Here is a 13,186-nt window from a genome sequence, read left to right as displayed (position 1 = left end):
GCCAACGAATCTGATGAATTCTGTCGTCGCACGGAGGGGTTTGCCCTTCGCGTAGTACCGCAACGGATCGCGTGGCCCGGACGCGCGGACAATAAGGCCCCATGCCTGTCGCCTCCGAGTCGTCCCATCTCCTCATCCCCTTCGCCGGCCGCGGCACGCCGGCCTGCCGCGAGGCGATGCGCAGCCTGCGGCTGCCCAGGCTGGAAAGCCTGCTCTCCCGGATCGCGCTCGTGCACGAGGACCTGCAGGACGAAAGCACCCTCTCCCCTCCGCACGAACGCGCCCTGGCCGCGGCGCTCGGCATCTCGGCACCCGACGGGCAGATCCCCTGGGCCGCGCTGGAAGCACGCCGCGCCGGCCTCGATGGCGCCGGCGAGGAAAGCAGCTGGGGCATCGCCACCCTGTGCCACTGGCTGGTGGGCATCGACGACGTGGTGCTCGGAGATCCGGGCGCGATCCGCATCGACGCGGCCGAGTCGGCAGCCCTTCTGGCGATCGCCAGGCCCTACTTCGAGGAGGACGGCATCGCGCTGCATCCCTCGGCCACGCCGAACCGCTGGCTGGCGCGGGGGCGCATGTTCGACGGCCTGGCCACGGCCTCCATCGACCGCGCGGTCGGGCACCCCATTTCGCAATGGTCGCCGCTTTCCGACGGCGCCCGCCCGCTGCGCCGGCTGCAGAACGAGATGCAGATGCTGCTCTACACCGAGCGCGTCAACGACGAGCGCACCGCGCGCGGCGAGCCGCCGATCAATTCCTTCTGGCTCAACGGCACGGGGCGGCTGCCAGCCGATGCCGCACCGCCGGACGCCGGGCCGCAGGTGGCCGATGGTCTGCGCGAGGCGGCTCTTCGCGACGACGGCGCGGCCTGGGCGCAGGCCTGGGCTGCGCTCGACGAAGGGCCGGTTGCCGAACTGCTCGCCGCCTACAACGCAGGCGCCGAGGTGACGCTCACGCTCTGCGGCGACCGCGGCGCGCGGCGCTTCGGCGTGCAGCAGCGCGGCCTTGCGCAGTGGACCCGGTCCCTGTTCCAGCGCGCCAGCGCACCGGCCGTCCTGGAGGCGCTGTGATGAAGATCGTGACCCGCGCCATCCCGCCGCGCAGCGCCTGGGCGCTGGAGCAGGCGGGCATTCATCCGCTGCTGGCGCGCCTCTACGCCGCGCGCGGTGTGCAGACCCGTGAAGAACTGGACGACGGCCTGGCGCGCCTGCTCGCACCCGATGGCCTGCACGGCGCGCGCGCGGCCGCGGTCTTGCTGGCCGATGCGATCCGCGACGGCAAGCGCCTGTGCATCGTCGCCGACTACGACTGCGACGGCGCCACCGCCTGCGCCGTGGCCCTGCGAGGGCTGCGCCTGCTGGGCGCCCTGCATGTGAGCTACCTGGTGCCCGACCGCGTGATCGACGGCTATGGCCTGACGCCGCCGATTGCCGAGCGCGTGGCCGCCACCGGCGCCGACGTGCTGATCACGGTGGACAACGGCATCGCCAGCGTCGAAGGGGTGGCCGCCGCCAAGGCACGGGGCCTCACGGTGCTGGTGACCGACCACCACCTGCCCGGCCCGGCGCTGCCCGCGGCCGACGTGCTGGTGAACCCCAACCAGCCCGACTGCGGCTTCGACAGCAAGAGCATCGCCGGCGTCGGCGTGATGTTCTACGTGCTGCTGGCGCTGCGTTCTGAACTGCGCGCGCGTGGCGTGTTCGACTTGCCGGCCGCCGCCGGGCCGCCCCAAGGCGGCCGAGCCTCCCCCTCGGGGGGTAGCGAAGCACACGAAGTGGCTAGCCGGGGGGCCAGCAGATTGCAACCGAAGCTCGACGCCTTGTTGCCCTTGGTCGCCCTCGGCACGGTGGCCGACGTGGTGAGGCTCGATGCCAACAACCGCCGCCTGGTCGCCCAAGGTCTGCGCCGCATTCGCGCGGGCGCCATGCCCGCCGGCCTGGCCGCCCTGTTCAAGGCCGCAGGGCGCAATGCGGCGGCAGCGACCACCTTCGACTTCGGCTTTGCACTGGGGCCGCGCATCAACGCGGCCGGGCGCCTGGCCGACATGACGCTGGGCATCGAATGCCTGACGACCGACGACAGCGCCCGCGCCGAGGAGCTGGCGCGCCTGCTCGATGGCATCAACCGCGAGCGGCGCGACATCGAAGGCGGCATGCGCGAGCAGGCGCTGCTGCTGGCAGAGTCGCTGTTCGAAGAGGACGGCAGCGAGACGCCAGCCGCAGCGATCAGCGTCTTCGACGCCGAGTTCCACGAAGGGGTGGTCGGCATCGTGGCCTCGCGCATCAAGGACCGCTACCACCGGCCCACCTTCGTCTTCGCCGCCAGCGGCGCGCCGGGCAAGGAACACGAGCTCAAGGGCTCGGGCCGGTCGATCCCCGGCTTCCACCTGCGCGACGCACTGGACCTGGTGGCCAAGCGTCATCCCGGCGTGCTGCTGCGCTTCGGCGGCCATGCGATGGCGGCCGGCTGCACCGTGGCCCGGGAACACTTCGAGACCTTCGAACGTGCGCTCGCGCAGGTCGCCGCCGAGTGGCTCGATGCGGCCGCGCTGATGCGCCGCCTCGACACCGACGGCCCCCTCGCGCGCGAGTACCTGCGGGTGGACCTGGTCGACACGCTGCACCGCGAGGTCTGGGGCCAGGGCTTCGCGCCGCCCACCTTCAGCGAGGAGGTGGAGGTCATCTCGCAGCGGCTGGTGGGCGAGAAGCATCTCGCGCTCAAGCTGCGGCACAAGGGCCAGCCGGTGGACGGCATCTGGTTCGGCCACACCACCCCGCTGCCGCCGCGCGTCGTGATCGCCTTCAGGCTGGATGCGGACGAATGGCAGGGCGTGCGGCGCGTGCGCTTTCTGGTGGAGGGTGCGGAGCTCTGAGCGCGGCCGCGCGTTCACACCTTCTCAGGGCACGATCAGCCAGGTATGCCCGCAGTTCCGGCAACGCACGCGCAGGCGCTCTCCGGCAGGATCCTCCGCACCCTGCTGGATCTCCCATTTCGCATAGGTCTCGCAGCCGCGGCACACCGCCTGGTCGGCCACGAATTCGGCATGGGCCAGCAGGTACAGGTAACGCCGCAGCGACCACACGCAGATGACGGCGCTCGCCGCGGCACACGCCAGCACGTCCAGCTGCGATCCGATGGGCAGCTGCAGGCTGTAGGCTTCCGCGCTCCCCAGGAGGCCGAGGGTGCTCAAGAGCAACAGGACGAGATGCCCATGGCTCTCGAGCAGCTCGCGCTCGTACCACTTGCGAAAGCCAAGGCGGCGGATGGACCGTGCGGCGTTCATCGACCTTCCCCTTGTTCCCTTTGGATGAGGCTCCGTGCGGAGGCATCTTCCCCTTCCGGCTGCTGCGGCGCAACAGAGGGTAAGCACGGAGCGTTATCAACGGCAATCAGTTGAGTTTGTAAGAAGTTCGTAAGGTGCCCTGCAAGAATCGAGTGTATTGCGCTGAACCTGGAGGTGATGTGCTGCTGGTCGCGACTTCCGTCAAGCTGATCGCCGAAATCGCCCTGCTGGCGATGGCGGGCCAATGGCTGCTCGGACTGCTGGCGGGACGCGGTCGCGAGAGCAATTTTTTCTACCGCCTGCTCCAGATCCTGACGAATCCCGTCGTCAAGGCAGTGCGCCTGATCACACCTCGCTTCGTGCTCGACCGGCACATCCCGCTGGCTGCCTTCCTGGCGCTGCTGTCGGTGTGGCTGCTGTCCACCATCGCGAAGATCAACCTGTGTCTGCAAATGGGAGTGCAGGCATGCCGATGAGCTATTGGCGCCTCAAGCTGCGTGCCATGGCCTTGCTGCTGCTGGGCCGATCGGCATCGGCCGAGGCGGTCTTCGATGCGATGCTGGCGCGCTGGCCCCACGACGCCCATGCGCTGTCGAGCCGAAGCTACGTGCGCGCGCAGCTCGGCCGCCGCGAAGCGGCCATCGAGGACGCGCGACGCCTCGTGCACGCCCATCCGGAACACGGCGCCGCCGCCTGGTTCAACCTGGCCTTCCTGCTCGCTGAGAACGACCAGGCGCAGGAAGCAGAGGCCGCATTCCGCAGGGCCCTGGCGCTCGACGCCCGGCTCGACCGCGCCTGGTACGGGCTGGGCCTCGCACTGATCAGCCAGGGCCGCCACGACGAGGCCGTCGACGCACTGCGCCGCAACACCGAACTGCAGCCCATGAGCCCCTACGGCTGGTACCAGCTGGCCCGCGTGCATGTGGATCGCCGCCAGCCGGAAGAGGCTCGCAAGATCATCCGACATCTTCAGGGCTTCGAGCCCAGGATCGCCGCTCAACTGGAACGCGAGACCGGTCTCGCGTCGTGAATGCGGAAGCTGCCCGTCCGGGCAGCGCCGCGGGGTCGCCGGGCCACAAGCCCTGCGAATGGACGAGAACGAACGAGAGCCAACCAGGAGACATGCGATGGAACTGACGGAAATACAGCACGACTATTGGCGGAAGAACCTCAGGATCACGGCGATCCTGTTGGGGATCTGGTTCTTCGTGACCTTCGTGATTGGCTACTTCGCGCGCGACCTGAGCTTCAACTTCTTCGGCTGGCCGTTCAGCTTCTGGGTCGCGGCCCAGGGTGCGCTGATCGTCTATGTCCTCATCATCTGGTTCTATGCGCGCTACATGGAGCGCCTGGACCAGGACCACGGCGTCGCCGAGGAGGTTTGACATGGCCGGCACCAGCTTCGAACACGGGTCAGTCACGACAGGCGCGGAGCATCGCGCCTTCAAGAAGCAGCTCAACAAGGTGTACGGCTGGTACACCGGCGGCTTCATCATCTTCATCGTCGCACTGGCGATCCTCGAACAGGCGGGGCTGCCCAGGAACTGGATCGGCTTCATCTTCCTGTTCGCGACGGTGGGGCTGTATGCCGGCATCGGCATCATGAGCCGCACCACCGACGCGACGGAGTACTACGTGGCCGGGCGGCGCGTGCCGGCGATCTACAACGGCATGGCTACCGGGGCCGACTGGATGAGCGCCGCCTCCTTCATCGGCATGGCGGGCACGCTCTACCTCACCGGCTACAGCGGCCTGGCTTTCATCCTCGGCTGGACGGGCGGCTATTGCCTGGTGGCGCTGCTGCTGGCGCCCTACCTGCGCAAGTTCGGGCAGTTCACGATCCCGGACTTCCTGGGCGCGCGCTACGAAGGCAACCTGCCGCGCTTCATCGGCATCGTGGCGGCCATCCTGTGCTCCTTCACCTACGTGGTGGCGCAGATCTACGGCGTGGGTTTGATCACCGCCCGACTCTCGGGTCTGGCCTTCGAGATCGGGATCTTCGTCGGGCTGGGCGGCATCCTGGTGTGCTCCTTCCTCGGCGGCATGCGCGCGGTCACCTGGACGCAGGTCGCGCAATACATCATCCTGATCATTGCCTACCTGATCCCGGTGGTCTGGCTGTCGGTGAAGCAGACCGGCGTACCGATCCCGCAGGCGGTGTACGGCTACCAGCTCGAAAAGGTCTCCAAGCGCGGCGACGAACTTCGCGCCGACCCGAAGGAACTGGAGGTCGCCGCCATCTTCAGGGCCCGGGCCGCGGAGTTCGACGCCAAGATGAAAGCCCTGCCCGGCTCGCTCGTCACGGAGCGGACAGAGGCCGAGAAGAAGCTGGCCGATCTCCGGGCTGCCAATGCGCCGGCAGCCGAGATCGATGCAGCCGCCAAGGCGGTGGCGGCCGTGCCCAAGGATGAGGCGGAGGCCCGGAAGGCCTGGGCCGCGGCGAAGGCGTCCAACGAGGCGCAGGCCAGACCGCTGGCCGGCATGCCGAACCACGCGCAGATCTATGCGGGCGATCCGAACGGCGACGCCGCGGCGCGGAAGGCCTTCGACGAATCGAGGCGCAATTTCCTCGCGCTGGTCTTCTGCCTGATGGTGGGGACGGCCGCGCTGCCGCACATCCTGATGCGCTACTACACCACGCCCTCCGTACGCGAGGCGCGCCGTTCGGTGACCTGGTCGCTGTTCTTCATCTTCCTGCTGTACTTCACGGCACCGGCGCTCGCGGTGCTGGTGAAGTTCGAAGTCTTCAACGTGCTGGTGGGAACGCCCTTCACCGAGTTGCCGGCCTGGATCGCCAACTGGTCCAGGGTCGACCCGTCATTGCTGTCGGTGTCGGACGTCAACAAGGACGGCATCTTCCAGCTCAGCGAGATGAAGATCGGCGGCGACATCATCGTGCTCGCCACGCCCGAGATCGGCGGCCTGCCCTACGTGATCTCCGGCATGGTGGCAGCCGGCGGCCTGGCGGCGGCGCTGTCGACGGCGGACGGCCTGCTGCTGACCATCGCCAACGCGCTGTCGCACGACCTCTACTACAAGATGATCGACCCGAACGCGCCGACCTCGCGCCGGGTCGCGCTGTCCAAGGCGCTGCTGCTGGTGGTGGCGCTGTGCGCGGCGGCGGTGGCGGCGCAGAAGCCGGCGGACATCCTGTTCCTCGTGTCGGCGGCCTTCTCCTTTGCGGCGGCGGCCTTCTTCCCGGCGCTGGTGCTCGGCATCTTCTGGAAGCGCGCCAACCGATGGGGCGCCTCGCTGGGCATGCTGGCCGGCCTGGGCGTGACCTTCTACTACATGGCCACCACCCAGCCGTGGATGCGCAGCGTGTTCGGCGTGACCAGCCCGATCGAGCTGTGGTGGGGCATCCAGCCGATCTCGGCCGGACTGTTCGGCGTGCCGGTCGGCTTCGCGGTGATCATCATCGTGAGCATGCTCACCGGCGAGCCGAAGAAGGAGACGCAGGAGCTCGTGGAGCACGTGCGCTATCCGGACCTCAAGCGGGCCTGAGGCCGCGCCCAAGCCCCCGCAACGCGCCGCCTATGCGGCGCGTTGCCCTTCATGCCCGCTGCAGGGGAGAGAATCCCCCCATGCAGCAAGTTCCGGCGGACGCTCCGCCCATTCCCATCCTTCCCGCCGCCACCGTGCTCATCTGCCGCGACGGCGCGGCCGGGCCCGAGGTGCTGATGATCCAGCGCCATGCGCTGTCGGACGTGCATGGCGGCTCCTACGTGTTCCCCGGCGGCAAGGTCGATGCGGCGGATGCCCGGCTCGATGCGGCGGCCCATCTCGACGAGCCGCCCGAGCGCCTGCACGCGCTGCTTGCCGACCCGGACATCGACGCGGCCACGGCGGCGGCGATCCACGTCGCCGCGGTGCGCGAAGTCTTCGAGGAATGCGGGCTGCTGCTCGCCGAAGGCCTCGACCGCGCGGGCGCGCGGCAGGCCGCCGCGCTGAGCGCGCAGGGCATGGACTTCAACGACATGCTCGGCCGCCTCGGCCTGCGCGTGGCAACCCGCGCGATGCGGCCCTGGTCGCGCTGGATCACGCCGCTGCAGGCCCTGCACTCGCCCGGCAAGCGATTCGACACGCGCTTCTTCATCGCCCGAGCGCCTGCCGGCCAGGAGCCGCTGCACGATGCGCACGAAGCCGTGCTCTGCGCCTGGATGCGTCCGCGCGCGGCGCTCGAGCGCTACTGGCGCGGGGAGATCGCGCTGGCGGCGCCGCAGATCATGAGCCTCGCCCACCTGGGCCGCCACACGAGCATCGACTCGATGATGGCCGAGGCGGAAGGCCGCGCGCCCTGTCTCGTGCGCCCGCTGACCTTCGAGATCGACGGTCACCGCGCCACCGCCTATCCCGGCGACCCGCTGCACCCGGAATGCGCGCGCGTGATGCCGGGCCCGCTGCGCCTGGTGCTGCGCGGCAAGCGGCTGGAGCCGCCCGGCGGCTTCGACGACCTGTGGCAATAGGCCGCGCCCCTCGCTCACTCCCTACACTCGCCTGCTGCCTTCATTGCCGCCCGGACACATTTCATGGAATTCCTCACCCTGGCGGCCGTGCTCCTGGTCGCCGTCTACCTGCTGAAGACGCGCGAGCAGAAGAAACGCATCCTGCTGCTCGCCGGCCACCTCGGACGCTACCAGATCGAGACGCTGATGGAGAACCTCACCGAGGGCTACCTGCGCTGCCTCGGCGAGAACGATCCGGCGCGGCGAGAGCAGATCTGGAAACTGCTCGACACCACCGAGCAGACGCTCGCCGGCCAGTTCCAGCGCTTTGCCGCCGATTTCGCGCGGGTCTCGGACGCCGATGCGCGCGTGAGCACGCTGCCGCTGGCCCTGCCTTTTGCGCAGCGCCTGTTTCCGGCGTACAGCTTCGACATGCGCCGCGCCCTCGCCATCCATGCCCGCGGCATCGCCGACGCCGCCGCCAACAGCCTGCAGCGAACACCCCGGGACAAGGCCTACACCATGTCGGCCGAGCTCTTCCTGATGCAGCACACCTGCCACTGGTACTGCCGCTCCAGGGCGGTCGCATCGGCGCGCATGCTGGCGCGGCACAAGACGCCCCATGCGCAACTGGTCGATTCGGTGGCGCCGGCGACGCGGCGGGACTACCGGGCGTTGGTCGGCGGCTGACGCAAGGGAGAGAGTCAGGTCGGCGATGGTTATACTGCGCCGCCAAATTTGGCAGTACAACCAGCGGCGCTGTTCGCGGCAGATTTTCAGCGCCCGAACTCGTGATTCAGCCCGGCCGAGAAGCTGCGCACGCCGCCCCGCCCGTGTCGGTTCATCGGGCTCACAGCTCGAACTGCGGCTGCAGCTCCCGGATGCGCTTGATCGCCACGCCGGCGGCCGCGGTACGGGTCTCGACACCCAGTTTCACGTACACGCGCTCCAGGTGCTTCTTGGCGGTGGCCGGGCTGCTGCCGAGGATCTCGCCGATGTCCCGGTTGGTCTTGCCCTTGACCACCCAGTAGAGCACCTCGGCCTCGCGCGCGGTGAGCTTCAGGCTCAGGCTCATGGCCTCGATGACCGCCGAGTCGGAGACCTCGCGCATGATGATCAGCCAGTCGTCGCCCCCCTCGTCGTGCCCGGTCTGCTGATGCAGGCGCAGGTTGAGCGATGCAGCGCCGTGCGCGATGGCGAGAACGGGCGGCTCGACCTGGTGCTGCCGCGCGTCGGGCAGATGGCGGCGCAGCCAGTCCAGCACCACCGGCGGCGTCGCGGGCGCGCTGCTGCCGCAGTAGCGCTGCAGCAGCTCGCGCGCCAGCGCGGTCTGCCAGACCAGCTTGCCTTCGGGCATGCGCACGGTGAAGCTGGCGTAGCCGAAGGCATCGAGCGCGCTGCGCGCCTGCCCGGCCTGCTGCGCCGCCTGCCGCGCGCGGCGTGCGCCCTGCAGGTGCACATTCATCCGCGCCAGCACTTCCTTGGGCTTGATCGGCTTGGTGACGTAGTCGACGCCGCCCGCCTCCAGCGCCGCGACCAGGTGCTCGGTCTCGGTGAGGCCGGTCATGAAGACGATCGGGATGTGGGCCGTCGCAGCATCGGCCTTGAGCCGGCGCGCGACCTCGAATCCGTCGATGCCCGGCATCATCGCGTCGAGCAGCACGATGTCGGGCCGCGCCTGGGCTGCACGCTGCAGCGCCTGCTCGCCGCTGGTGGCGACCAGCACTGCGTAGCCCGATTCGTCCAGCGCGTCGTGCAGCACGGCCAGGTTGTCGGGCACGTCGTCGACGATCAGCACCACGTCGCCGGTGCCGGCGTGCTCGCGCAGGCTCCGGACCAGGGGCGGCGGGCTTCCTTCCCCGCTCATGGCGTGCTTCCCGCCGCCGCCAACGCCCGGCTCATGGCTTCGAACTGGAACTGGCGCGCCAGCGCGCGCTGCGCCGTGGTCCAGGCTGCGCACTCGGGCTGGGCGGCATCGATGGCGTCGAGCTCGTTCATGATGCCGCGGAAGTAGCCCAGGCTCACCGCATCGCCGAGCGCGCGCAGGCGCGCTGCATCGGGCAGCGCACCTGCCGGCTCGGCCGGCGCCGGCTGCACTGCCGCGGCGCTGTCGGTCCACCGCAGCGCGAGCCGCCGCTCCAGCCAGTCGAGCAGCTCGCTGTGGCGCACGGGCTTGACGAAGAAGTCCTCTGGCGCGATGCCGACGTCGTTGTCCAGCCGCTTGTCGAATGCGTTGGCCGAGACGATGGCGACCTGCGCATCGGCCAGCCCGATCGCACGGGCGCGGCGAATGGTCTCCCAGCCGTCGATGCCGGGCATCGCCAGGTCCACGAACATGGCATGCGGATGCCAGCCGGCCGCCACCAGGTCGAGCGCATCGTGGCCGCTGGCGGCGGTGCGCAACTCGAAGCCCAGGGGCGCGAGCAGCTGCACGAGCAGCTCGCGGTCGGCCTCTTCGTTGTCGACCACGAGCACCCGCCGGCGCGGGCCTTCGTAGCCGCGGCGCGGACGCGGTGCCGGTGCCGCAGCCACGCGCCGGATACCTGCGCCGCTCGTGTGGTGCACGCGCGGCAGGAACAGCCGCACCCGGAACAGCGAGCCTGCCCCCGGCGCGCTCTGCACCTTCATCTCGCCGCCCATCAGGTCGATCAGCATCTTCGCGATGGTCAGGCCCAGGCCTGCGCCCGGCGCCGACGGCCCCGCGCTGCTCCCGCGCGCGAAGGGCTCGAAGATGCGGCCCAGTTCCTCGGATGACATGCCGGGGCCCGTGTCCTCGACCTCGATGGCCGCGAACTCGCGCGCATAGCGCAGGCGCAGCGTGACGCGACCGCTGGCGGTGAACTTGATCGCGTTGCCCAGCAGGTTGATGAGGATCTGCCGCACGCGCTTCTCGTCGGCGCGCACCAGTTCCGGCAGATCGCCTTCCGGCTCGAAGCGGAAGGCCAGGCCCTTCTCGGCCGCCTGCAGCTCGAACATGTCGGCCAGCTCGACCATGAGGTCGGCGAACTCCATGGGCCGCGCATGCAGCGTGAGCTTGCCGGCCTCGATGTGGGCGATGTCCAGCGTGCCTTCGATCAGCGACAGCAGGTGCTCGCCGCCGCGCTTGATCACGGCCACCGCCTGCCGCCGGTGCGGCGGCACGGCCGCGTCCTCGCCCATGAGCTGCGCATAGCCGAGGATGCTGTTGAGCGGCGTGCGCAGCTCGTGGCTGATGGCGCTGATGTAGCGGCTCTTGGCCTGGTTGGCCTGGTCCGCCTGCTCGCGGGACTGCTCGGCCGTCTGCTTGGCAGCCTGCAGCGCGCGGTCGGTCTCGCGGTGCAGTTCGATCTCGCGCATCAGCAGGTGCGTCTGGCGGTTCGATTCCTCCTGCGCCACCTTGCGGCTCTGGTGCGCCAGCACCAGCCACCAGGCGACGATGCCGGCGATCAGCATCAGCGCCATGTAGGCCTTGAAGAAGCCGGAGCGCAGCGAGGTGGTGGTGGCCTGCGCCATCTCGGCCGGCGCGCTTTCGCCGATGCCGCGCAGTTCCTGCTGGTAGAGCACGCCGAACACTGCAGCGAGCAAGGGCACCACGATCAGCATCAGCAGCAGGAAGTGCCCGAGCCCGGTGTCGAGGTACGGCCAGACGCGGCGCGGCAGCAGCCAGCGCAGGGCGCCCGACCATTGCGCCGACAGGCTCGCCTCGGGCTTGCAGAGGTCGCCGCAGCGCGCATCGAGCGTGCAGCAGAGCGAGCAGATCGCGCCCTGGTAGGCCGGGCAGTGCGCCATGTCCGGGCCTTCGTAGTCGCGCTCGCAGATCACGCAGCGCTGGGTGCTCAGCCGCCGGTAGCTGCCGGCCTCCGATTCGACCCGCGCCCAGCGCACCGCGCGCTGCCCCGTTCCTGGTGCAAAGGGCGCGGCGCCGCATTCGTCGGACACCCGCGCGATGTAGTACTTGCCGCGCGTGGCCCAGGCGATCAGCGGCGCGGCGGCGAGGGCGGTGCCCAGCGCGATCAGTGCCGAGAAGGCCTGCGCGGTCCGCCCGAAAGCGCCCAGGTGCGCGCTGATGGACAGCGCCGAGGCCAGCGCCATCGCGCCCACGCCCACCGGGTTGATGTCCCACAGGTGCGCGCGCTTGAACTCGATGCCCGGCGGCGACAGCCCCAGCGGCTTGTTGACCACGAGGTCGGCCACCACGGCCATCATCCAGGCGATGGCGATGTTGGCGTAAAGGCCCAGCACGTCGCCCAGGGCCTCGAACACGTTCATCTCCATCAGCATGAAGGCGATCAACGCGTTGAACACCACCCACACCACCCGGCCCGGATGGCTGTGGGTGACACGCGAGAAGAAGTTGCTCCACGCCAGCGAGCCGGCATAGGCATTGGTGACGTTGATCTTGAGCTGCGAGATCACCACGAACAGCGCCGTGGCCGCCACGGCCCAGCCGTACTGCGGGAACACGTACTCGTAGGCCGCAAGGTACATCTGGTTCGGGTCCACGGCGCGCTCGGGCGGCACCATATGGCCGATGGCAAGGTAGGCCAGCAACGCCCCGCCCAGCATCTTGAGCACGCCCAGCACCACCCAGCCAGGCCCGCCCGCCAGCACGCCGGCCCACCAGCGGCCGCGGTTGGCGGCGGTTCGCACGGGCATGAAGCGAAGGTAGTCGGCCTGCTCCCCCATCTGGGTGATGAGCGCGATGCCGACGGTGAGTGCGGCACCGAAGAGGTGCAAGTCGAAACCAATCTCGCCCGTCTTGACGCCGTTGTAGTGCGTGATGCCCGAAAACGCACCAGGATCGCGCACCACTACATAGACGAAGGGCACCACCAGCATGACCAGCCAGATCGGCTGGGTCCAGACCTGCAGCCGGCTGATGGCCGAGATCCCGTGGGTGACCAGCGGGATCACTACCAGCGCGCAGGCCAGGTAGCCCCACGCTGCCGGGATGCCCAGCGCGAGTTCCAGCGCGTAGGCCATCACCGCCGCCTCGAGCGCGAAGAAGATGAAGGTGAAGGAGGCGTAGATCAGCGAAGTCAGCGTGGAGCCGATGTAACCGAAGCCCGCCCCGCGGGTGAGCAGGTCCATGTCCACGCCGTAGCGCGCGGCATAGACGCTGATCGGCAGGCCGGCGAGGAAGATGATCAGCCCCGTGACCAGGATGGCCCAGGCCGCGTTGACGAAGCCGTACTGCACCAGCAGCGTGGCGCCCACCGCCTCCAGGATCAGGAAGGAGGCCGCGCCGCCGAAGGCCGTGTTCGCCACGCGCCATTCCGACATGCGGCGAAAGCGCTGCGGCGTGAAGCGCAGCGCATAGTCCTCCAGCGTTTCGCGCGCCACCCAGCTGTTGTAGTCGCGCCGGACCTTGACGATGCGCTGCGGCGCCTCGTCGCTGGCGAGCGGGGGAACGGCGGTCGAGTCCACACCGTCGAGGTGCAGGTTCCGTGCCATCGGCACGACTGTTGCAATGCCCCTG

11 protein-coding genes are annotated in these 13,186 nt (G+C 69.4%); 8 read left to right on the top strand and 3 right to left on the bottom strand.

Annotation, left to right across the window (positions count from 1 at the left end):
- Positions 1–101: 101 nt before the first annotated feature.
- The gene (locus tag APY03_RS26675) at positions 102–1,070 is read left to right on the top strand and encodes a hypothetical protein (RefSeq protein WP_068681635.1); all 969 of its coding nucleotides are present in this window, start codon (positions 102–104) and stop codon (positions 1,068–1,070) included.
- Entirely contained in the window at positions 1,070–2,872 is a 1,803-nt protein-coding gene (gene recJ / locus APY03_RS26670; protein WP_068681633.1) for a single-stranded-DNA-specific exonuclease RecJ, read from the top strand. The genes APY03_RS26675 and recJ overlap by 1 nt, the downstream gene beginning before the upstream one ends.
- A 24-nt stretch (positions 2,873–2,896) precedes the next feature.
- Here the strand turns inward: recJ and APY03_RS26665 are convergent, their stop codons facing one another.
- Entirely contained in the window at positions 2,897–3,283 is a 387-nt protein-coding gene (locus APY03_RS26665) for a hypothetical protein (RefSeq protein ID WP_068681631.1), read from the bottom strand.
- Positions 3,284–3,462: 179 nt separating this feature from the next.
- Here APY03_RS26665 and APY03_RS26660 point away from each other — a divergent pair, with 179 nt between their 5' ends.
- The 6 genes from APY03_RS26660 (at position 3,463) to APY03_RS26635 (ending at position 8,418) form a co-directional block, all read left to right on the top strand.
- Positions 3,463–3,759, top strand: a complete 297-nt coding sequence (locus APY03_RS26660; RefSeq protein ID WP_068681629.1) for a hypothetical protein — start codon at positions 3,463–3,465, stop codon at positions 3,757–3,759.
- Positions 3,750–4,313, top strand: coding sequence for a tetratricopeptide repeat protein (locus tag APY03_RS26655; protein WP_068681627.1), 564 nt, complete (start codon positions 3,750–3,752; stop codon positions 4,311–4,313). The genes APY03_RS26660 and APY03_RS26655 overlap by 10 nt, the downstream gene beginning before the upstream one ends.
- A 97-nt stretch (positions 4,314–4,410) precedes the next feature.
- Entirely contained in the window at positions 4,411–4,668 is a 258-nt protein-coding gene (locus APY03_RS26650) for a DUF4212 domain-containing protein (RefSeq protein WP_068681624.1), read from the top strand.
- 1 nt (position 4,669) lies between these two features.
- Complete coding sequence (locus APY03_RS26645; protein ID WP_068681622.1) at positions 4,670–6,787, top strand: sodium:solute symporter family protein; 2,118 nt, start codon at positions 4,670–4,672, stop codon at positions 6,785–6,787.
- Positions 6,788–6,867: 80 nt separating this feature from the next.
- Positions 6,868–7,749 (top strand): NUDIX hydrolase, encoded by an 882-nt coding sequence (locus APY03_RS26640; protein WP_068681620.1) that lies wholly within the window; start codon positions 6,868–6,870, stop codon positions 7,747–7,749.
- Between the two features lie 63 nt (positions 7,750–7,812).
- Positions 7,813–8,418 carry a hypothetical protein gene (locus tag APY03_RS26635; RefSeq protein ID WP_068681618.1) on the top strand — a complete coding sequence of 202 codons (606 nt, stop codon included), beginning with the start codon at positions 7,813–7,815 and terminating at the stop codon, positions 8,416–8,418.
- A 160-nt stretch (positions 8,419–8,578) separates the two neighbouring features.
- Here the strand turns inward: APY03_RS26635 and APY03_RS26630 are convergent, their stop codons facing one another.
- Both APY03_RS26630 and APY03_RS26625 read right to left on the bottom strand, forming a co-directional pair.
- Positions 8,579–9,595, bottom strand: coding sequence for a response regulator transcription factor (locus APY03_RS26630; RefSeq protein WP_068681616.1), 1,017 nt, complete (start codon positions 9,593–9,595; stop codon positions 8,579–8,581).
- Positions 9,592–13,161, bottom strand: coding sequence for a hybrid sensor histidine kinase/response regulator (locus APY03_RS26625; protein ID WP_083944579.1), 3,570 nt, complete (start codon positions 13,159–13,161; stop codon positions 9,592–9,594). Before APY03_RS26625 ends, APY03_RS26630 begins: the two co-directional genes overlap by 4 nt.
- Positions 13,162–13,186: the final 25 nt, after the last annotated feature.

Source organism: Variovorax sp. WDL1 (genome assembly GCF_001541225.1).
Classification (GTDB): domain Bacteria; phylum Pseudomonadota; class Gammaproteobacteria; order Burkholderiales; family Burkholderiaceae_C; genus Variovorax.
Note: the sequence above shows the minus strand (reverse complement) of the source record. Positions and strands in the feature narration are given on the sequence as shown.